Genomic DNA, 21,778 nt, shown 5'->3' on the forward strand with positions numbered 1-21,778 from the left:
AAACTGACAAGCAGTATTTATTAAGCAGTAATAATAATGACAACAAACAACCAAAGCCTAAACCTTGAACCTTTGATTTTGCCAAACGCACCGGATTGGTTTCCGCTCGCTTGGGGATGGTGGGTGGTGCTTGCAGCCACCTTGCTCTTCGTTTTCGGCATTTGTCTTTATGTGAGATGGCGTAAAAAACACTTACGCGCAAAAAAGACAGCATTAACACTTTTAACTCAACCTACCGCGCCTCATACCCCCTCTTCTGCTCTGGAAATATTGCGCCAGGCAGCATTGAGTTACTTTCCGCGTGAAGAGATCGCACCATTAACCGGAATCGCTTGGTATGAATTTCTCGATAGCCATACCAAAGAAAGTCGATTCGTAGACAAACAACATCAGTGGCAAGAAGCGTTGTATCAGAATTCTTCCCAAGGGCAGCATCAAAGCTTGGTAGACGATTGTGTCTTTTGGATAACCTACGCTTTGCCACCAAAGAAAAAGGCAAATAACCGTGACTGAGCAAACACTCATAACCGATCTTGCCCAATGGCTAAACATTGAATTTGTCTGGTGGTGGGCACTGTTTTTTTTGCCCATCCCATGGCTGGTATACAAGTTCCTGCCACAAGAATCTCAACAAGCCGAGATCAAATTGGCGTACTTACCAACCAATGAGAATCGCAGCAAGCCTAAGCAAGCGCTGCAAAAAGCACTTTCAATCGCGATCTGGGGCCTTCTTGTCGTCGCTTGTGCGCGTCCAGTTTGGTTTGGCGATCCCGTTGAATTCCAACCCAAGTATCGGGACTTGATGTTAGTCGTCGATCTGTCCGGTTCGATGCAGCAGGAAGACATGGAACTCAACGGCGAATATATCGATCGCCTCACAGCAGTCAAAAAAGTTCTGTCTGATTTCGTAGCAAAGAGAAAAGGTGACCGTCTCGGAGTTGTTTTGTTTGGCGACCATGCTTATTTGCAAACACCACTCACTGCAGACCGCAAAACCGTCATGCAGCAGATTAATCAAACCGTCATCGGCTTGGTTGGTCAACGAACCGCCATTGGTGATGGTATTGGTTTAGGCACAAAAACCTTTGTAGACAGTGATGCTCCGCAACGAGTCTTGATTTTGCTCAGTGACGGCAGCAATACTGCAGGGGTGCTCGAGCCGCTAGAAGCAGCGGAAATTGCGAAAAAATACAACGCCACTGTTTACACCGTGGGCGTGGGCGCTGGTGAAATGATGGTAAAAGAGTTTTTCATGACTCGCAAAGTCAACACCGCAGCCGACTTAGATGAACAAACACTGACTAAAGTGGCAGAGGTGACAGGTGGACAATATTTTCGAGCGCGAGATACAGAAGAGCTCGAAAAGATTTATGACACCATCAACCAGCTAGAACCCGTATCTAGCGACACACAAACTTGGCGCCCTCAGTCTGAATGGTTTCCATATCCATTAAGCGCTGCATTTGTATTGTCGGTATTGTTATTCCTATTAAGGAGAAAACATGGCTGAGTTTATTTTCCTCAATCCTTATTGGCTTTTGGGGCTCATCGTGATCCCTATTGCACTCTTGCTTAATCACAAATTTAGAGCCCAAAAGTCCACACTGATTGCCCCTCACCTATCGCGGATGCTCGGACAAAACACGCAGTCTAAGCATTACTTCACTCTATGGGGTTTAGCTTGGGCAATAACTTGCATTTCATTAGCGGGGCCAAGCTGGCAGTCCAATGCTCGACCAAGCTTTGAATTAAACCAAAACCGTATCTTGGTGCTTGATATGTCTCGCTCTATGTTTGCTACAGACATCAAACCCAATCGGCTAGCACAAACACGTTATAAGGCGCTCGATTTGCTGCCTAAATGGAAAGAGGGAGCCACTGGACTTATTGCTTACGCTGGCGATGCCTATAACTTAAGTCCACTGACAACTGATTCCAGCACGCTTGCGGGCATTATCGAAAATTTGTCACCAGAGCTGATGCCTTTTCAAGGAGCAAACCTGCCTGCCGCGATTGAACTTGCGATCAACCAGTTTTCTCAAGCCGGCACGCAACAAGGCGATATCATCGTGTTAGCGGATGATCTTGATACGTCAGAGCTGTCTCGCGCGTTAGATTTAGTCCAAGGTACAAAGTTTCGCATTTCTGTTCTTGCCGTCGGGACTCCTAACGGTGCGCCTATCGCGCTGCCCGATGGCTCTCTGCTAAAAACGGCACAAGGCACAACCGTCGTAGCGAAAACAAACCTGAAAAACCTACAGACGCTAGCGAATAAAACTGGCGGTCTATTTGTTCCTATTCAGCACACCAACCGTGATGTTGAAAATATCGCGGCCTTTACTAATAACATTGGTAGCCAGCTTTCTGCGACCCAAAGCGAAGAAGTTAAAACTGATTCTCGTCTCAACAGTGGCTTTTGGTTACTGCCGTTGTTACTTCTTCCTGCGGCTTTACTGTTTCGACGCGGCCTGATTTGGATGGTAGTTGCGACTGTAGTCCCAGTAACGTGGACACCGCATGCAGAAGCTAATCCGTTCTTAAATGCCGACCAACAAGGAGCGGAACTCTACAAGCAAGGTGAGTATGAACAGGCGCAAAACCTATTTACAAACCCAAGCTGGAAAGGAGCCGCCAGTTATCAAAAAGGTGACTACGAAGCCGCTATCGAAGCATTTTCTCATGATGCCTCCCTTAACGGCCGCTATAACCTCGCCAACTCGCTCGCTCAAAATGGTCAATTAGAAGATGCGGCTGATTTGTATAAAAAGCTGCTAGAGGAAAAGCCTAACTTTGAAGCCGCGAAGAAAAACCTATCGGTTGTAGAAGAAAAGCTAAAACAGCAACAGCAACAGCAACAGCAACAGCAACAGCAACAGCAACAGCAACAGCAACAGCAACAGCAACAGCAACAGCAACAAAAGTCTCAAAACGAAGGGAAAGAAGCGCAAGAACAACAGTCACAAAATCAGCAAGATTCTGAAAATAAAAAAGAAAAACAAAAAACGGAACAACATCAACCGCAACGAGATGACAAGCAAGTGAAGGATCAAGGTGAACCAATACAGGCTAAAGCGCATCCCGAAAAAATGCATCAGGATGATCCTGAGTTCCGTCGACTAGAAGCAGTAGAAAGTGCTCGCGACCCAAGCTTTTTGATCCGTGCGCAAATGCAACTTCAAGCGCAACAAAAACAACCTCCACAACAATCTCAAAAGGAGTGGTAAGCCTGTGATGAACAAAGGCGTAAAACTGGTCTTTATTTTTGTGGCCAGCCTAATATCCAGTTTCTCGGTGATGGCACAGACACTTCAAGCTAGTGTGAATAAAACACAAGTAGCCAAGAATGAAGTGATTAACCTCAGAATCATTTCAGATACTGAGCTCAGCTCAGACTCAATCGACTTCAATGTTCTAGAGAAAGACTTCTTCTTGGGTCAACCTCGTTATGGCCGCTCTAGCAATAACATTAACGGAAGAAAATCAGTGCGTACCGAGTGGAGTATCTCAATTGCACCAATGAAAGAAGGTGTTCTGATTATTCCAAGTTTTTCCGCTGATGGCATGAAAACGGAGCCGATCAAACTACGTGTCAACGCGAGCCAAACAGACCCCAATCTTGATGATCTATTTAGCTTCAATATTACGGTCGACAACAGTACGCTCTACCCTCAGCAATCTGCAACATTACGTATACAACTTCTAATTAAAGCGGACACTCGACGCCTAGATAACCCGCAAATAGTACCTCCGCAGATTGAAGGCATGAAGCTTGAGGCACTGGGTGGCTTACAACAAAGACAGAAGATCTTAAATGGGTTAGAAGTAGCGGTCATAGAGCAGTCGTTTCGCTTAACGGCAAATCAACCAGGCACTTATACCTTGATAGGTCCTAAACTGACCGGTTCTTATATTTATGGCGACAGCTTGACGGGCTCAACCAAAATAATGCCTATCAACACCAAAGCGGAACGCATGCCAATCACGGTCAAACCGATTCCGAGCGAATTTAAAGGTGAATGGCTTCCTGCTTCAGCGTTAGAAATGACACAGAGCTGGCAAGACGATCAAGGTAATCTATTGTCGACTAACGCAATCAACACAGTAAAACAAGGCTCTTCACTCACTCGAACCATTCAAGTTAAGGCTCGCGGTACACAAGCCGAATATCTGCCACGAGTCAATATTAGTTACCCGAGTTCACTGCGCGTGTATCCCGAACAACCTAAGTTCGATAGCGCGAGAGATGGCACCGTTACCATGACGGTGAAGCAAGTCATTATTCCTACAGAGGCCAGGAAATATACCTTACCAGGATACGACTTGAACTGGTGGGACAGTCAAAATGATGAAGCGAAGAAAACAACGTTACCAGAGCTAACATTAGACGTAGAGAAAAATGACACTGGGCTAATCACGTTGCCGGAATCGCCTCTTTCAGCACCTTTAGTGTCAACCCCTAGTCCTGAATCAAGCGGCGGTGTGAGCAGTCTCTGGCGAACGTTAACCTTTGTTTTCTTAGGGCTTTGGATAATGACATTGGGAATCGCTATTTGGGCATGGAAAAAGCGGTCAATAACAGCGAGTGGAACGGTTTCAAATACTGAACAACCACTTTGCATCGACGCGCTAAAAAAAGTCATCGAAGAGGGCGATGCTGCGAAAATTGAACGCTCTGTAAATGAGTATTTAACCACTCATCAAGACAGGTTAAACCCTGGTGACGTACAAGCAATTAAGCAAGAGCTTAATGCCATGAATCGAGCGCGTTTTAGTGCTAACCAACAACCTTGGAGCCCTGATTCGCTGCTAGCCAAAATTCAAAACCTTGGCAAAGCAAACGTAACGAAAACCGACCACCAACTCGAAAAGTTATAAATAACTAGATAACAATGGCAGCTCTCATGAGCTGCCCATTCTCTTATCCGGCCAAATTTGCTTTAGCGGTTTTATCTAGAGCACCAACCGCCGCCCCCTTCCCTATCAAGTTGCTCTTATGAACATCACTCACTCAACAAACACTTGGGGCTCGTATTCGTATCGCCTTACACAATTTCGCCCATGATTCTTCGCTTGATAGAGTGCCTTATCCGACAACTGATATAAATGGTCGAAATTAAAGTCTTTGCCTTTCGCTTTATAACAGGAGTAACCGACTGAAACGGTGAGTAACTCCCCTTCTGGGTTATGTCGATGCTTTATCCCCTCGCCCTCGATGCACTGACGAATGCACTCTGCTCTCAGTCGAACCTCCTCTTGCTCAGAACCAATCATGAGCAATGCAAACTCCTCACCTCCGATACGGCAAAAAACTTCATCTTCACCTTTGGTATGATGATCCAAGATATAGCCAATTCGCATCAATGCGATATCGCCTTCGAGATGACCATAGTGATTATTGAATAAGCCAAAATGGTCAATATCAATCAGGATCAGGCCAAACGACATGTCGTCTTCACACTCTAGGGCACAATATTTTTGCATCACATGTTCTAACATGCGGCGATTACCAAGACGCGTCAAAGGATCGAGCTTAGAAAGTACCTCAAGCTGTCGATTGGCTTCCTCCAACTCTTTTGTTCGGTTCTGAACTTCCAGCTCTAAGTTTTCGTTTAATTCGCGAATCGCCTCTTGAGCTTGAGTACGTTGCAATACTTCAGCTAAGCTGGACGCGAACATACGAATCACTTCACGTAACTGAGAAGTTAACGGCGCACGTGTCAGCAAATTATCAACAGCGATAAAGGCGATAGGACCACTGCTATTTGAAGTCAATACCGTCATCGCAGCCCAACCAAAGCCAACAATATTACAGTCATGATAAATAGGCACTGATTCTTCAAATGCGACTTCGTTTGGCATTGAGCGAGCCAGATTTATAAGAGAGAAATCTTGGGTTTCGCCAAAGAAGTAAGATTCATCCACCACATTACCTTGAATATCGGTACCCCACGTTCCTTGCATGTAAGAGCAATTTTCATCAGTTAAAAACACCGCCATTCGATCAATACCAAGATTTTTAATGGCGAAAGTGACGGCCGATTTGCATACTCCACTGACAGTAGTGCAACGTGATAACTCAACCATGCTTGAATGCAACATGCGTACGTTTTGTTCTTGGCGCTTACGAATGTAAATTTGAGAGAAGAGTGAACCAAACGAGTCCAACATCTGTTTTTGATATGCCGTTATCGGCTTACGATGAATAAAGTTATCTAGCGCGAACCACCCAAACGGTTCATTGCCATCGCGTAAAATCAACATCGCATTCCAGCCCTGCCCGATGACCTTGCCTGCTGTGTATATTGGCGCGTCTTCTACAATCACTAAGTTGCTCTCAAGGCTAGATAACGCGGTGATATACTCCTCGCTAAGTTGGTGTAAATCGTATTGTGTGTGAAATTCATCAATCGTAATTCCTGACTCATCCGTGCCGTATGTACCACTGAAGCTGCGCTTTTTCATATCGAGAAGCATCAGTGTAGAGCGATCAAACCCAAGTCGTTCACGTAACGCTTCGACGGCTTTGTAGTACAAGTCCTTTAAAGAATCAGGATTAGAGATTTCGAGTGCAACTTGCTGAACTAACTTCATATTTTCGATAAAGCGCTCGCGTTGGCTAATCTCATCAACATATTGCGCTTCACGAATATCTCTGTGCCTGATCTCTTTCGAGGCATTTTTTTCAGCACGAATACATTGCCAACGCGCCGCTGCGAGTTGCATTGCGTCGTAACTTTCTTCATAGATATTATGTGCCGTGCGAGCATGTACAGATTGAATCAGTAGGTAGGTACGTTTGATAGGCGTGTTGTCGAGCATCATGATGTAACTATCACCGCCTAAATCTCGGGTGTGATTCCAGTTACAAGTGTTGATCGCCAGAGGTATGATGCTTTCAGAGGTGTCAAACTGACTTGCCCACTCCCAGAATGTCTCAGGATAGTTTTGGGTTGGGTAAAGCTCTCCGCGAGAGAAGCTCATCGAATGACGAGGGTTAATTGAAGGATCTTCAAAAATAGCGAGGGCTTGAGGGGAGAACAGACTCTCTAAATGATCAAAGATTGCCTCCGCTAGCAACCGATGATCCCTCGTTGAAGACACTTTTCTTGTAAAACTTCTTAAACTCACCCTACCAACCTAATCTACTTTTTTATCCTCGATAAAAAACTACTTAGGCCATGATATGCAATCAATACGTTCAAATTTGAGCTGTTAAGTCATTCGCAAAATTATCAGACTTAGTGTTACATTCGAGAGCTCTTCAGCACTTTTAAAGCCATGTTTCACATAAGTTACATGCTTTATAAACTGGGGAGGAAAGTTGTACTCATTTACAAGATTTTTGTGTTGGTAGATGTTTTAAGCCTACGACTTAAAAAGAAAAAGGCCCCTCATCAAGAGGGGCAAAGTTACCATCGCTTATAGTTATTTAGTTATGCTTGTAAATACGGTGGATTAACCGAAATCACCATTTACGTAGCCTTGAGTACGGTCGTCTTGAGGGTTGCTAAAGATCACTTGCGTATCGTTGTGCTCAACCAGTTCACCCATTAGGAAAAACGCAGTGCGGTCAGAGATACGACGCGCCTGTTGCATTGAGTGAGTCACGATAACGATGGTGTAGTTCTTCTTTAGCTCTTCCATCAGTTCTTCGATTTTGTGTGTCGCAATTGGGTCAAGTGCCGACGTTGGCTCATCCATCAGAATCACATCCGGCTCCATCGCGATTGTACGTGCAATACATAAACGTTGCTGCTGACCACCAGAAAGACCGAATGCGTGTGATTTAAGGCGATCTTTCACCTCATCCCAAAGTGCAGCACCGCGCAGCGAACGCTCTACCACTTCATCAATTGTCTTTTTGTCTTTGATACCTTGAGCACGTAAGCCGTAAGCCACGTTCTCGTAAATGCTCATCGGGAATGGGTTTGGCTTTTGGAATACCATGCCGACTTTGATGCGAAGGTCAGCAACATCAATGTTGCCGTAAATATCTTCGCCGTCCATCGCCAATTTACCTGTAATTTTCACGCCTTCGATTAGATCATTCATTCGGTTCAAACAGCGTAGAAGCGTTGATTTTCCGCAACCTGACGGGCCGATAAGTGCAGTTACTTGGCGAACTGGAATTGGTAAGTTGATCGATTTCAGTGCTTGGTTGTCACCGTAGAATAGGTCTAGGTTTTCAATATCAAATTTGTTCATTGTCTTAATCTCTTAATTCTTGAATTCGTGTCTTTTAACGTGCGTTCTTAATTAGTGTTGTTAGTAAGTTGCGGTGTTAAAACGTCTAGCAATCAGTTTCGTTACCATGTTGATCAAGAGAACAACTACGATAAGCACTGTTGCCGTACCGTAAGCCTGATTCCATTCTTCAACGGTAAACAGTTCGGTAGTCAGTTTGTATAGGTGAACGGTTAGCGTACGACCTGAATCTAATAAAGAATCCGGAATACGTGCAACCATACCTGCTGTCAGGAATACTGGAGCAGACTCACCAATGACACGACCAATACTTAGAATGACCGAGGTTAAGATACCTGGCATTGCGCTCGGAAGAATCAAACGCCAGATAGTGTAAATCTTAGAAGCACCGAGGCCATAAGAGCCTTCACGGTACGTTTGTGGTACTGCCATCAGCGCTTCTTCCGTTGTACGGATGATAACTGGCAGGATTAGGATACTTAGCGTCAATGCACCCGACAGAATCGAGAAGCCAAGGCCAAGAATCGCCACGAAGAAAGTCATACCAAACAGGCCGAAAATGATCGACGGGATACCCGCCAATGACTCGGTACAGAATCGGATGATTTTCACCAAACGACTGCCCACTTTCGCGTATTCGGTCAAGTAGATTGCCGTCATGATACCGAGTGGCGCTGCCACTGCGATAGAAGCGATAACCATGTAAATGGTCGCCACAATCATTGGGAAGATACCATGCTCTTCACCTGTGCGCGTATAGTTATCAGTAATGAAGTTCCAATCTACGTGTTGTAGACCGTTTGATAGGATGTACCAGATAATCCAGAACAAAAAACCTACCGTTAGTGCTGCCGAGATCCAGACAAATGCGTTAAAGACATTATCTTTGAACTGGCGTGCTTTTTTCAGTTTTGCGCGATCCATAATAGTCACCTTTAACGAGCGATTACTTCGCTTTTTCTCGGTTTAGGTACAGTAGTACAGCGTTCAACGACATGATGAAGACCAGAAGTACTACACCTGTAGCGTAAAGTGCGTTCGCGTGAACACCACTTGCGTAAGACATTTCAATAGCGATGTTTGCAGTTAGTGTACGAGCCGAATCCAAGATGCCTTCTGGCATTGCCGGCGCGTTACCCATAACCATAATGATCGCCATAGTCTCACCCAACGCACGACCGATACCCAGAATCACACCTGTCATGATGCCTGAGCGAGCCGCTGGAACGAGCAATTTAAAGATGGTGTAGATTTTCGATGCGCCCAGTGCCAAAGAACCTTCTTTATAAGTACGAGGGACAGCACGGATAGACGTTTCAGAAACCGTAATTACTGTTGGTAGAATCATCACACCAAGAACAATAATACCGGCCAAGATAGTGTTACCTGCAGGTACATCAAATACTTTCTGAATCAATGGAACGATAATAACCAGACCGAAGAAGCCGTAGACCACTGAAGGAATACCGGCTAGCAGCTCAACCGCTGGGCGGATGATGTCTGCTAATCGCTTTGGTGCGATTTCAGCGATAAAAATGGCGGTCAGAACACCAATTGGAACCCCAACAATGACAGCACCAGCCGTCGATACGATAGATGCCACAATCATGGTGGCGACACCGTAAAGCGCAGGTGGTAACCAGTTTTGTCCTAAGACAATGCCCGATACGCCTGCTTCTTGGAATGCCGGAATACTCTCTCGAACGATGAAGTATGCAATAACGGCTAATGAAACAATGCCGATTACGGCACTCGTTAGGAACAAGCCGTGGAAGATGCGCTCTTTCCAGTCTACACGACGCTTCTCGCGTAGGCCTGACTTGCTGATAGCTCTAGCGTCAGTATTCATAAGCTTTTCACTATTTGTTGCGATGGTCATTTAAAAATCTCACGGTTCTGGGCAATGCCGTTGAACACAATGGATAGAAAAGGCTCAGCCCGAAACGTTGGGCTGAGCAAACTTTAGAGTCCCGATGGGATTAGTTAACTGAGATGTAACCTTTTTGGTCAACTAGCGCTTGCGCTTCGTCAGTTAGCATCCAGTCTAGGAATTTTTGCGTTTCTGTTGATGGCTTGCCTTCTTTGTAAAGAACAAGGAATGGACGCGCTACTTTGTAAGAACCGTTTTTAACGTTAGCTACCGTTGCATCAACGCCGTCGATTGCTAGCGCATTAACAGTGTTGTCTACAGTACCAAGAGAAATGTAGCCGATTGCGTATGGGTTAGATGCAACCATTGTTTTCAGTGCGCCGTTACCGTTTGCAACTTGAGCACGTTGAGAGATAGCTGATACCTTCTTACCAGAAATCTTCATTTTTAGAGACATGATGTCTTCAAATGCGCCACGAGTACCAGAAGCTGTGTCACGAGTAATGGCTACGATTGGCTTGTCTGCACCACCAACTTCTTTCCAGTTTGATACTTCGCCTTTGTAGATTGCAGTCACTTGCTCGGCTGTTAGACCTGGCAGTTTGTTTTGTGGGTTAACAACCACTGCGATACCATCACGAGCAACCACTTCTTCGATTAGTGTTGATTCTTTTTCAGAGTCTTTTAGATTACGAGAAGACATACCAAGGTCTGCTGAACCATTTTTCGCTGCTTTTACACCAGCTGAAGAACCAGGACCTTGAACTTCGATAAATACGTTAGGGTTCTTCTTCATGTACGTTTCAGAGAAAACTTCCATCAGTGGAGTTACGCTGCTAGAACCCACTGCAGAGATAGTTTCTTTAGCAGAAACAGGAGTCACTGCCATTGCGCCTAGAAGTGCGATTGCACCGATTACTGTCTTTTTCATCACAATTTCCTTAAGTGGCTTTATTGCCGTTGTGTTTCACTTGAACGGTGCTCACTTTAGAATTTGAATATGACAGTTGTGTTTCACTTAGTTGAACCCTCTATGACACGTTGTCATTTCTAACTATTAATTCCGCGACTTATCCCTCTCTCAATTTGAACGTAACGTTTTTATAAGTTGTCTCATGTTCAAGATGATAACCCCATCGATTTTGGTACATTTCATAACAATTAGATATGAGTAACTCATTGATTTGGCGAATGTAACAATTAAAATCGAAATGCTTATTTATAAAAAAGATAATAATCAAACCGATAGAGGGTCAATCTCATGCGTCAATTTCTTAGTACGCTTTCTATTAAACTTCAGGTTTTTCTGCCTGTTCTATTCACAGTTATATTACTCATCATTGGACTGAGTGTCGGAATCGGTAAACTCGATCAAGCATTCAATAAGGTTTCGGCTTCCACCCATAAGCTAATCATTCACAAAGAGGAACTTAGCGGCATCGTAGACAACACTTACGCCATGCGCATCAAAGCCATTTATAGTCTATTTAGAGCCGAAGATGTTCAGTCTCTCAACCAAGAGCTTTCTGAGCGACAAAACAAAAACCGCGATTTTCTTAACTCCATCGACAATCTCCCTGGCGTTCAAAATGAAGTCAATGCTATGCGTAAGGCCATGAATCACTATGTTGATTTCACTCGCGTTACCATGACACCTCTGCTCACCACTAAACACTCTTCTGATTACACCACCTCTGATTTCAATCAAAAGTACGAATCTGCAATGGCTGAGTATCGATTAGCTGGCGAAGCGATGATCAACGCCATCGACAAACTATCTAAACAATTGAATCAAATCGTCACCGATGAAGTCGAAACGAATGGCGAACAACATTCAACCACGCTAACTTACAGCGCCGTCTCGCTTGCGGTGATCTTGAGTGCCGCTTCACTTATTAGTTGGGTACTCGCCAGCTACATCGTTGCGCCGATTCGTAACCTTCAAGTAACGATGCAGGAAGTCGCGAAGGGAAACCTACTAGTTAAGGCCGAAGCCATCGGGAAAAACGAAGTGTCTCAGCTGGCTCGAGATGTAAACCAGACCATAGAAAAACTGCGTGAAACTGTAAGCGCATTGGTTCGCATTAGTGAAGATGTGGCATCAGCATCAACCGAGTTAGCAACTGTTATGACTCAAAGCAGCGTCAACTCGGATCAAGAAAAGCAAGAAGTTGAGCAAGTAGCCTCGGCGATCAATCAGCTAGAGTCGACCGCAGCTGAAGTATCGACCAATGCACAAGCAGCCGATAGTGCATCAAATCAAGCACGTACGTTAACCTCACAAAGTATAAGCATGTTTGGGGAAAGCACTCGCGCAAGTGAAAAGATGGCGGAACAACTTAACGAAGCCGCTGCCGTCGTGACTTCGCTAAAAGATCAATCAGAACACATTGGTCGCGTGATCGAAGTGATTGAAGGTATTTCTGAGCAAACGAATCTACTTGCACTGAATGCAGCGATTGAAGCTGCACGAGCGGGCGAAAGTGGCAGAGGCTTTGCGGTAGTGGCCGATGAAGTACGTATGCTGGCAGCGCGAACTCAGGAGTCCACCAAAGAGATCCAAACCATTATAGAAGAGCTACAGCAACAATCTGGTCACGCAAATGAAAGTATGCATTTCAGCTTAGCCATGTTGTCAGACAACCAAGCTCTTACACAAGAAGTTAGCCAATCACTTGCTAATATCAGTAATGCTATCGCCGATCTGAACTCAATCAACACTCAAGTTGCGACCGCATCAGAAGAGCAGAAACAGGTCACGGCTGATATCAACAACAACTTAACGAACATCTATGAACTAGTGAGCCAGAACGTCACTGGGATCACTCAATCAGCCGCGGCAGCGCAAGAGTTGTCTGGTTTAGCAGAAAACCAAAAACATCAGCTTAAGCAGTTCCAAGTTTAAATACTCTGCTCAACACGATAAGTTCCAAAGGTTAGAAAAGAAAAAGCTCCGCACTGGCGGAGCTTAATAACATCTGGATTCGTGAAAATCCAACGGGGTGATTACTCCTCGTCAGTAACCAGCAGAACAGAGGAAATGTTCGTTGACTCTAGTGGGTTCCAGTTGTAAACCTCACCATTAAATGAATCAAACACCATAACGTTTGAGCCATCACCGTTTGGTGTGTTACTCCAGATGTAACCAGCATAGTCACCCACCTCTAGCGTGTAGCCACTTGCGAATGCAGTGCCGTTCATCGCAGGGCTATGGCAAGCACGTTCTGTCAACGCGACTAACTCCTTAATGTTTGGTATGCGCCAATTCTTTTTGCCAGCGAAGTCATATAAAGCATGATTACCTGATTCATTGCGGATTTGCTCAGCGGTTGATAGCGCTAACTGCCATGACATCTTAGTCGCAGCGCCATCACAAGCTTCGTTTGCCGTATTCCACGTTGAACCAACAGGACAACGCATCCATGTTAGACCTGTTTTCAGGTCAGTTACGGTACCGCTCTCAGAATATGTATAACGCGTGTTAGGTGCCGTTTTAGCAAAGTCAGTAGAACACTCTTGTGCAGCCATTACAGTTTGAGAAGCCAAAGCAAGAGATAGTACAGTTATTAATTTCTTCATCTTATTGGCCCTTTACTGCTACTAGACGGATTGGGAATTGGAATGACGTGCCTGTGTCACGCTCTACTTTGTCAGAATAAATTTCAACAAAGCTTACGTGGCCACGGTCAGCGCCCTTCGCTGCAATCACTGCAAATTGAAGTGCACCTTCGTAGTTAGCAGGAGAGTAATTATTAAATGTGAAATCACTTAGCCAAATAGCACCTGAATTAACGTCTGGGCTGCCTTTACCCTGTTGAGGGAAGTAAGCTGTCGTCATACCATAGACATTGCCGTCGGCGTCTTTCTCTGTCTCACCTAAGTCTAGAACATCGTAGAACTCTTGGTATGTTGGTAGGCGCCAGTCACTAATGCCACATAGTGATTGCTTGTTTATATGTTCAACATATTGGCTTGTTGAACAGATGCCATCAGCAGCATCCACACAACCAACGACTTCAAGATCTTCGTAATACGGCTTAAATGTTTCAGACTCAAACGCAAATAGGCGATCTTTAAATTGAACTGAGCTCGCATCCGCACTCTTATTTTCCCAAACAAGACCAGTACGTTCGTCCATAGTACAAGCCCACTTAGTCGCATCTGCTGCTAAAGCTGCACCTTGTGAATCTAGCTTAACGAACTTAAAGCCAGCGCCTGTCGACGTTTGCTTGTCCTCTTTGTCGAAGCCGTATTCCGCATCTTGACCAGGGTAAGACGCTTGAACCTCTGCTACGTCTGCTGCTCCTTCAGCAAAATAAAGAACGGCGCCCGTATCGTTACTACCAACCGTTTGTTCAGCAACCGCTACAATTTCTTCAGCAAATGCACTCACTTCCACTTCAGACAGAAGATCAGAGGCCAATGATTTACCCTGGAAGCTAAGGCTTTGAGCAAGCAGCGCTACGCCTTGGGTCATTTGTTGTGGCTGCATTGCAGCTAATAGTGCAACCGTGTTTTGCTCTAGCTTATCTAGCTCGCTGGCTTCTGCGTTAGACATTACCGTTCCAGACAGAGAAACACCGGCATCGGTGAGTTGTGCTTTCACAATCTCTTCAGCTTGAGCAACGGTTTTACCGTCAACCACAAGACCTGCGAGCAACGTTGTTACACCATTGACCGTGTTACCCGTTGCTAAATTTTGGCCCGGAGCCGCAAGACGCAACGTTTGGTTTGAACCTTGATCAACTTGAGCAAGAATGGTGCTGGTTAGTACGTTTTTGTCGCTTGAAGTCAGGCTAAATTTACCGGCATTATCCGTTTTAGCACTCGGTTCAGTGGAATCACAAACGTAGTTTTGGTTTAAATCGATACATACTGGCGTATCAAGAAGTGTACCTGCAGAAACGATGGTGCCAGCTACATCATAGGTCGGTGCCGACGTGTCACCACCAGAACCTCCGCCACAGCCAGCAAGGGCTAGTGACATAGCAACGAAAGAATATTGAAACTTCATAGATTTTATCTTCTTTTGATTTTAATTAACGAGAGCGAATCACTCTCACCATTGAAAGCAGGAAAAGTCCTAACAAGGTCCAAGGCGAACCACTGCCACCTGAACCACTGCCACTGCTTTCTTTAGTGGTATCAGCACTACACTGATACTGAGCAAAGTGACTCACACCCCACTCTTTCAACACCCCAGAGTTCCCTGACACGCGGTCAGACACTTCGAGACGCCAAGTACCCCAACTCGGTTGCCCGACAAGTGCTTGTAACTCCTCGTCATACTGAGCGGTGAAGTAACCTTTAAATCCTTTGGTATTGCTTGATTGATGGCTAAGTAGCACGACCGATTTACCTTGTGGAGACACAAGCGTCACTTGCAGATCTTGCAGTGAGTCATGTTCGATGTTCAGGTAAACCGCAAACGAATCATCAATCGTGCGTGACTTGTCCGATAGCGTCTGAGAGAACAGTCTGTCGCCCTGTTCCGGCAAAGCGGAGTTCACTGGTTGAGGCTGGATATCGAGCTCTGGCGTACCATTAACCAGCATCACCTTTTCACTCCACTGGTGAGTCTTTAGGCCTTCAGAAAATTGATAATCCAATGAAATAGAGGAATCGAATTGCGTGCCACATGTTAGACCGCTTGGTAACGCCACCTTCATTGAGGTCGAGTCAGAAAGCGTTTCATCAAAGTCGAAAACAGATGCGTTGTTTAGCTGCCATTGCCCTTTGATGCTCGCTTCACGGCCAGTTTGGCTCAGGCTCAAACCAACGTCTTGACCTTGTGCGATGTATCGAGCGTCATAGCGAACACGAAGAGGCGCTTTAAGTAAGTTGTGTCTGTTGAAGCTGTCCGTCAGGAATTGGGCGTAGTCTTTATTTGGGAACAAGGTGTTTGCGGCAAACACGGTCGACTCCGCCAGATCATGCATTTTCACGCCACGACCAATGCCGTACATGCCTTCAAGTACAATGGCGTCAAACTCACGGAACACGTTATCGGTATCATCACCGTATCGTTCAACCGATGCTTTAAGTGCTTGGAACAGTGGCGTTGACCATAGCTCGTCGCCTAGTTCACCGCCCACACTAACGTGCGCTGGATACTCTGAGCCCTCGAAGTAACGCGCTCTTTGGTTCCATAAGCTACGAGTTGTTTTGCGTGTTCCGAACACACCGTCCCAGTTGAACACCGTATCTAACTCGAATTCTTGACCACGACGCGAAGCATCCAAATATTGAGTGCGGTAGCTCGCGCTGCCCGCCCAGTAATCAGCAAAACCTTCTGCGATAGCACCAGTGTGACCGTACGCCCAATCCGGTACAATTTGATAATGAATGCCATGCCCAAGTTCGTGTATCACGACATCAGCATCGACTGCATCCGGAGAAACACCACCGACACCCAGCATGAGTGCTTTCGGACCGTAATAGTAAGTAGAGTTATCTTTTGATAAACCGCGAGCATCAAAACGAAGCGGTTCATCAAACAAGTCGTAAGTCAGGCTTGTCAGATATTGGATCGAGCTATCAAGATGATAAAAAGCCATCAACTGTGGAAACGCATTGTCACCAAACTCGGTACTTTGCATCTCATCAACACTGTCAAATGCTTGAACCCCTTCTGCGCTGAGAAAACCCAACGTATCAAGTACAGGCGCTTCACCAGGTGTCGGGGCTGTAAATAAGCCCGTCGCATCCACTTGCTTCAATCTTGGGTTAGACAAATAGAACTTACCGCCGGACTGTAAAACCTCAATCGACTTGGTGACGTACTCGATCGGCTGAGGGTAATCGGATAGTGCTGACCACGTCGATTCTGGTGCCGCTTGCTGTTGCATGGTGCGAAGATCTGGGTTGAACAAAGAAACCTCAACATCAACCAGACTTCCAGAGCTCAAAGCAGGTGGCTCTTGTGCTTGCAGTTGGCGAGGTGATTCCAATTCCATTGCAACCGTTGGTTTGCCGTTACGAATGATCGTATCTTCAAGGCTCTTAAACACTCGCACAACGTGATGATTTTTATCGGTTGTTACTACGAGGGTGCGCTGTGCTTGATATTCACCGTTTACCCAAACATCAAAATTGTAATGCTCACCAAGCTGAGACTGGGTTTTGTAACGGAACTTAAACTCGCCCGCTTCCGAGTAGTGGCTGTCTAGATAAGTTTTCGCTTGCGCTTCATTCGTTACCACAGAGTCCGTTGCGGGATAATCCCACTCTGCAGCCTGTGCCGCAGGGGTACAAGCAATAAGCAGCGAAAACGCCAATGGTTTTAGCTTCATGATTTCGTCCTAGAATTCGTATTTTGCATTTAGCGTGAAGTAGCGCCCAGGCTCAGTTGAGTAACGCTTACTTTCCTCAGCGATACCCGCTACGTCTTGGTATCGGATGTATTCTTTGTCGAACAGGTTGATGATGTTTGCGCTAACACGAAGGTCTTTGGAAACGTGGTAAGTTGCGCCAATATCAAACGTATTCCACGCACTTGTCTGCGCGCACTCTGTCGCTAGACCAAGCGTGGTCTGGCATTTAGGAACGCGATCCATGGCCGCGGCCCAGTTCCAAGCCACGTAAGCATTGAAGTCTTGGTTGGCGTATTTCAGTTGAGCGTTACCTTCGAATGGCGTAATGCTTCGAACGTATTCGCCTTCCGCATCTTTGCCATCTACGTAGCCAAACTTGGTGCTGATGTCCCATTGTTTGGTGAGCTCGTAACCCGCAGAAAGCTCTGCACCATACGTCTCGACACCATCGAGGTTTTGGTATTGTTTAATGTAATTACCATTGCTTGAGTCAAAGCCCGTGGTCACAACGTCGATGAAGTTTTCAAACTTGTTGTAGAACAAAGACGCATAGACATACGCACGACCGTTATCGAACTTGTTACCGATTTCAAATGAGTCGGAAGTTTCAGCTTCTAGATCCATGTTTGGTGCAATGACAAACGGCGTGAGCGGCACAAAGTCGTGGCTTACGAAGCCATACGCTTTATCGTATTCCGGAGCACGGTAACCATGGTTATAAGATACATAAGCAATGTTGTTGGCAAATACTTCACGAGAAACCGAAAGACTTGGAGATACCTCTGAGCTATCCATGTCTTTTAATGGGAAGCCGCCCACTTCACCCGCACCGTCTGGCGTGAGACGGTGCGCATCAAAGCGTAGGCCACCTGTGATGGTCCATTTATCCAGTTCCACCATGTCTCGGACATACAAGCCAATGTTATAAGCACGAGCAGGAGCGAAAGGTTGTTTGGTCGAAGGTGTTACTCCGTTCCAATCAATCTTGGAGTCGCTATCTGTGCGTTCGTAATAGTCAGTAGAAAGCTCGACACCGTAAGCCAATTGGTGCTCAGCATTTGCTGCATAAATCGTATTGGTGAAGTCGCCACGGAAGCCAATTGTTTCGTCAATGAAGGTTTTGTGTTCCAGCTCGCGACGCTTGGTGATCAAACCATTATGATCCACTTGGCGCATTAAACGGTTGGTGTCTTCCACCACTTCGGTGTGACGCCAGTAAACTTTGGTATCCAACTCTTCGAACCAAGTTGGATTAATCGGAGTCACCTCTGCACCAATATAAGCGCTGTACTCTTCTGTGGTTTCATCCTCAGCAAAGTCTTCAATATGCCAAATTCCATCAGGTTGAATGGACGGTGAACCCTCCAAACGCTCTTGGTTCTGGGTGTAGAGTTCCGCTTTGGCTTTCAACATCACCTCTTCATTGAAAAAGTGGTTGATCGTATAAGCACCGCTGTAACCATCGAGGTCGCGGTTATACAAATCTTCATCAAAGTTACGTGTCTCTTGTCCTTGCCAGTATGAAACGTTAAACAAACTCTCTGTATCACCGGAACGGAAAGCTAGATTACTCGTGCCTTTGTACTTGTTGCTGATATCGGTGTAAGTACCGGAAACATCGGTGTAGAAGTCTTTGTCTTTTAAGAAATCACCCGGCTGGCTGGATTCTAAAATCACCACACCGCCGATCGCGCCAGAGCCATGCACCGAAGAACTTGCCCCTTTAATGATTTGCAGCGATTCAAAATTGGATAAATCAAAAGTATCTCGCCCAACGGCATCATTAATGTCATTCGCACCGAAGCCATCCGCAGAACGAATGCCATCACGAACGATCATAATGCGGTTACCCGTCATACCACGGATGGTAATGTTTTGCGGACGTCCTGCACCGCCCGTCACACTTACACCAGGTTCGTTACGCAGCACGTCATATAGCTCGGTCTCGCCTCTTTCTTCGATTTGCTCGTTTGTGATAACCGCGACACTACCTGCCACTTTTGACAATGGCTGATCGATTTTATTGGCGGTTACCACCACCTCTTCCATTGAGAAAACCTTAGATTCGGCGTGCACTTGACTGGCAGCAAGTACCGAAAGTACTGCCGCTGACACTGGGGTAAGCTTCATTTACTGCTCCGCTTTAGATGTTTTAATGAGTGATAGTAGAAATGCGTATTCTTTTGCTTGTTGTTCTTGCGCTTGTCGTGGGTCCATTTGGTGGCCCGAATTAAAATCAGTTTGCAACAAGTACGGCCCGTTGCGCTCACTTAACGCTGAAACTTTAGCCAGATACTTTGCGCCTTCCCAATATGGCACGCGCTGATCAATTAAACCGACTTGAACAAACATGGGTGGGTAAGCGTCTTTATGGATATTGAGAATCGGATCGTACGCCTTCATTAACGCCAATTGTTCAGGTTTGGTTGGGTTACCCCATTCGCCATACTGCTGTGTGGTAAGCGGAAGTGAGGTATCCGACATACTTGCAACCACATCAACAAAAGGCACTTTAAGTACGGCACCTGAAAACAATTTAGGATCTTGATTAACCGCTCCGGCCACCAACGTGCCACCAGCACTAGAACCGATGGCGAAAACCTCTCTATTGCCACGTTCGAATGTTTGCAGCGCCTTCGCGGCCGCGACAAAATCACCAATAGAATTGGCTTTTCGCACACCACGGCCTTGCTCGTGCCATTCATCGCCAAAGTACCCACCGCCACGGACATGGGCGATAGCGTAAATCACACCTTGGTCGAGTAAACTGATAACCTGAGGCATAAAGTACGGTTTCATCGTAAAACCATACGCGCCGTAACCGTAAATCATCACAGGAGATTGTGGGTGCAATTTGTCTTTGCGATACGCCAAAGAGACCGGGACAGAAACGCCGTCGTGCTTAATAAAAATACGTTGGGATACATAACGCTGACTATCAAAGTCTTGGTAAGCATCTTGAGAGTACAAGGATTTATTCAGCTTTTTTACATCGAACTCTTCCCACTGAGGAGGCGTAGTCATCGACATGCTTCGGATACGGATCTTGTTTGATTCAAAATCGCCCAACGTGCTTAGCCAAGCGACATTACCATCGTGTTCCAATGGCAGTATCACTTTTTCCTGACCTTGGTAAGAATACACCGTCAAAGTCGACACATTGTTTGGCTTGCTAAGTGCCACAACTCCTGCATCATAAAGGTAGAACTGTTCAAGCGGCTCACGAGGATTGGTGAAGCGTTGCCATGTTGCGCCAAGCGGTGCGAGTTCGACTTGGTAAAGGGCGAACTTTCCTTCAAGGTTGCTTTTCAGATAAATGTAACCTTTCGCCACATCCGCGTAATATTCCACACCCACTTCAGGCTTTCGCAATGAATCTGAGACAGTGCCCGTTTCTAGGTCGACAAGCTTCTGCTCTGTTGTTGACTCGTTGTTGCTTTGCAGCACAGCATAACGGCTATCTGCCGCACGATAGAAAGAAAGTAACCAATCTGACTTGGGTTCATTCCATAGGACTGTTTTTGCCAAAGATTCAGTGGAGATACGTAAGATCTGATGAGGTCGCTGAGTGCGCTTTTCCTTTGCAACGAGGAATGCCACTTTCCCGTTAGGTGACAACAATACGCCACTATCGACGTGCGTCACCAGTTCCGTAGATTGACCGGAGAGTAAATCAACAACCACGGCGCGATATTGTTCGCTGCCGTCGATATCTTCCGTGAAAAGTAATGTGTCACCATTCACTTGCCATTGACCAAGTTGGTAGTACTGATGCGCAGATTGTCGTTTATCGAAATCGAACACCACGTTTTCTGGCGCATGTTGACTCGCACGGGATAACAGTAAGTAACGACCATCGCGACGCGTTAGCGTCCACTCTCTTCCACTCATGATCGACCATGGCTTATCACCTTTGTCTGCCACCATGGTACCCCACTGCGTGAGTAGGTTTTTTGTCAACGTCTGATAACTTTTTTGGTGCTGTTCAGTTTTGTGGTTTTGTTCTGTTAGGTAGGTAAGAACTCGCTCATCTTTACGAGCATCATCTCGAAGCCAGTTGAAATCATCAGCAGCAAAGCCAGAACTAGAGGTAATTATGAGCCCTAAAAAAACATGAGTAAATTTCATATAGAGAGCGAATTCATTTATAGGATTAATACAATGGCGCGTATTCTGCCCTTAAATAAAAATGAGATCAATTATCATTTTCATAATCATGTGAGATTTTTATCTAGTGTGTGAGGAAAAACGTTTGCTTTGACCGAGGTAATAAAACTTAATAACTTCCTAAATTAGCGTTCTATGCTGTTTATATACAACTAGACAAATATAAAAGCTGACAAACGAGTGAGTATGGAAAGACGCTATTTCACCTAGCGACAGACATAAA

15 protein-coding genes are annotated in these 21,778 nt (G+C 45.7%); 5 read left to right on the forward strand and 10 right to left on the reverse strand.

The window, feature by feature from the left end; translation table 11 throughout:
• Positions 1–36: 36 nt before the first annotated feature.
• The 4 genes from R7Q38_RS09545 to R7Q38_RS09560 are packed head-to-tail and all read left to right on the forward strand — an operon-like array spanning position 37 to position 4,875.
• Positions 37–513, forward strand: coding sequence for a DUF4381 domain-containing protein (locus R7Q38_RS09545; protein ID WP_054574933.1), 477 nt, complete (start codon positions 37–39; stop codon positions 511–513).
• On the forward strand, positions 506–1,510 hold the full coding sequence (locus R7Q38_RS09550; protein WP_238843695.1) for a vWA domain-containing protein: 1,005 nt from the start codon (positions 506–508) through the stop codon (positions 1,508–1,510). Before R7Q38_RS09545 ends, R7Q38_RS09550 begins: the two co-directional genes overlap by 8 nt.
• Complete coding sequence (locus R7Q38_RS09555) at positions 1,503–3,224, forward strand: VWA domain-containing protein (RefSeq protein WP_318114203.1); 1,722 nt, start codon at positions 1,503–1,505, stop codon at positions 3,222–3,224. Before R7Q38_RS09550 ends, R7Q38_RS09555 begins: the two co-directional genes overlap by 8 nt.
• Before the next feature lie 4 nt (positions 3,225–3,228).
• The gene (locus tag R7Q38_RS09560) at positions 3,229–4,875 is read left to right on the forward strand and encodes a BatD family protein (protein ID WP_318114204.1); all 1,647 of its coding nucleotides are present in this window, start codon (positions 3,229–3,231) and stop codon (positions 4,873–4,875) included.
• 129 nt (positions 4,876–5,004) lie between these two features.
• On the opposite strand, the gene R7Q38_RS09565 is transcribed toward R7Q38_RS09560, so the two are convergent.
• The 5 genes from R7Q38_RS09565 to R7Q38_RS09585 all read right to left on the reverse strand — a co-directional run bounded on the left by R7Q38_RS09565 (position 5,005) and on the right by R7Q38_RS09585 (position 11,006).
• On the reverse strand, positions 5,005–7,128 hold the full coding sequence (locus tag R7Q38_RS09565) for a GGDEF domain-containing protein (protein WP_025768552.1): 2,124 nt from the start codon (positions 7,126–7,128) through the stop codon (positions 5,005–5,007).
• A gap of 327 nt (positions 7,129–7,455) precedes the next feature.
• On the reverse strand, positions 7,456–8,205 hold the full coding sequence (gene pstB, locus R7Q38_RS09570; RefSeq protein WP_005375156.1) for a phosphate ABC transporter ATP-binding protein PstB: 750 nt from the start codon (positions 8,203–8,205) through the stop codon (positions 7,456–7,458).
• A gap of 60 nt (positions 8,206–8,265) precedes the next feature.
• The gene (pstA, locus tag R7Q38_RS09575; protein ID WP_005383923.1) at positions 8,266–9,129 is read right to left on the reverse strand and encodes a phosphate ABC transporter permease PstA; all 864 of its coding nucleotides are present in this window, start codon (positions 9,127–9,129) and stop codon (positions 8,266–8,268) included.
• A 22-nt stretch (positions 9,130–9,151) separates the two neighbouring features.
• Entirely contained in the window at positions 9,152–10,084 is a 933-nt protein-coding gene (gene pstC / locus R7Q38_RS09580) for a phosphate ABC transporter permease subunit PstC (RefSeq protein ID WP_005375154.1), read from the reverse strand.
• A gap of 100 nt (positions 10,085–10,184) precedes the next feature.
• Positions 10,185–11,006, reverse strand: a complete 822-nt coding sequence (locus R7Q38_RS09585) for a phosphate ABC transporter substrate-binding protein (RefSeq protein WP_005375153.1) — start codon at positions 11,004–11,006, stop codon at positions 10,185–10,187.
• Positions 11,007–11,336: 330 nt separating this feature from the next.
• Between R7Q38_RS09585 and R7Q38_RS09590 the strand changes: the two genes are divergently transcribed.
• Positions 11,337–12,980, forward strand: coding sequence for a methyl-accepting chemotaxis protein (locus R7Q38_RS09590; RefSeq protein ID WP_005383926.1), 1,644 nt, complete (start codon positions 11,337–11,339; stop codon positions 12,978–12,980).
• Positions 12,981–13,081: 101 nt separating this feature from the next.
• Here the strand turns inward: R7Q38_RS09590 and R7Q38_RS09595 are convergent, their stop codons facing one another.
• From R7Q38_RS09595 to R7Q38_RS09615, 5 genes are read right to left on the reverse strand one after another with little or no spacing between them, the layout of a single operon-like run.
• A complete protein-coding gene (locus R7Q38_RS09595; protein WP_017820503.1) occupies positions 13,082–13,654 on the reverse strand; it encodes a DUF1566 domain-containing protein in 573 nt (190 codons plus the stop codon).
• A 1-nt stretch (position 13,655) separates the two neighbouring features.
• Positions 13,656–15,089, reverse strand: coding sequence for a DUF1566 domain-containing protein (locus R7Q38_RS09600; RefSeq protein WP_239938502.1), 1,434 nt, complete (start codon positions 15,087–15,089; stop codon positions 13,656–13,658).
• Between the two features lie 25 nt (positions 15,090–15,114).
• Positions 15,115–17,367 carry a proprotein convertase P-domain-containing protein gene (locus R7Q38_RS09605; RefSeq protein WP_239938501.1) on the reverse strand — a complete coding sequence of 751 codons (2,253 nt, stop codon included), beginning with the start codon at positions 17,365–17,367 and terminating at the stop codon, positions 15,115–15,117.
• Positions 17,368–17,376: 9 nt separating this feature from the next.
• Positions 17,377–19,518, reverse strand: a complete 2,142-nt coding sequence (locus R7Q38_RS09610) for a TonB-dependent hemoglobin/transferrin/lactoferrin family receptor (protein ID WP_239938500.1) — start codon at positions 19,516–19,518, stop codon at positions 17,377–17,379.
• On the reverse strand, positions 19,519–21,516 hold the full coding sequence (locus R7Q38_RS09615) for a prolyl oligopeptidase family serine peptidase (RefSeq protein ID WP_239938499.1): 1,998 nt from the start codon (positions 21,514–21,516) through the stop codon (positions 19,519–19,521).
• Between the last annotated feature and the right edge of the window lie 262 nt (positions 21,517–21,778).

Origin of the sequence: Vibrio sp. Vb0598 (genome assembly GCF_033338935.1) — a bacterium.
In the GTDB taxonomy this organism is placed as follows: Bacteria; Pseudomonadota; Gammaproteobacteria; order Enterobacterales; family Vibrionaceae; genus Vibrio; species Vibrio alginolyticus.